At 34.1% G+C, this 460-nt stretch carries 1 protein-coding gene; it reads left to right on the top strand.

Going from position 1 to position 460, the window contains the following annotated elements:
- The coding region (locus tag AOA61_RS16695) for a sensor histidine kinase KdpD (RefSeq protein WP_143521214.1) at positions 1–460 on the top strand (460 nt) is incomplete at both ends.

The raw sequence follows: 460 nt of genomic DNA, 5'->3' as shown, positions 1-460 counted from the left end.
CATTGTAGCTGCCCTTTCCCATGATTTAAAGACTCCTTTAACAGTAATCCAGTCTTATACTGAAGCTTTGCATAAGGAAAGCAGACTTACTACTAAGGAGAAGAAAGAATACGAGATAATTTTATTTGAGAAGTTAAAATATATGAAACAACTGATAGACGACCTTGTAATGTATAATTCACTTCAATCCAAAGAAATAGAGTTAGAGTTAGTAGAAGTGGAGGGAGAAGAATTCTTTGATATGCTCTTATCTGGTTATGATGAAACTGCAGCTACTCAAGGTGTATCCCTTATTGTAGAGCATAAAGTAAAAGAGTCTTATTACCTTAATGTCAATCAGATGGTGAGAGTGATGGATAACTTAATGGCAAATGCTATTCGACATACACCATCAGGTAAAACCATTTTTATAGGAGCATATTCAAGTGACGATCATATACCGTGGATTTTTGATGAATTT

Origin of the sequence: Pseudomonas sp. 2995-1 (genome assembly GCF_002742505.1) — a bacterium.
GTDB classification, from domain to species: domain Bacteria; phylum Pseudomonadota; class Gammaproteobacteria; order Pseudomonadales; family Pseudomonadaceae; genus Aquipseudomonas; species Aquipseudomonas sivasensis.
Note: the sequence above shows the minus strand (reverse complement) of the source record. Positions and strands in the feature narration are given on the sequence as shown.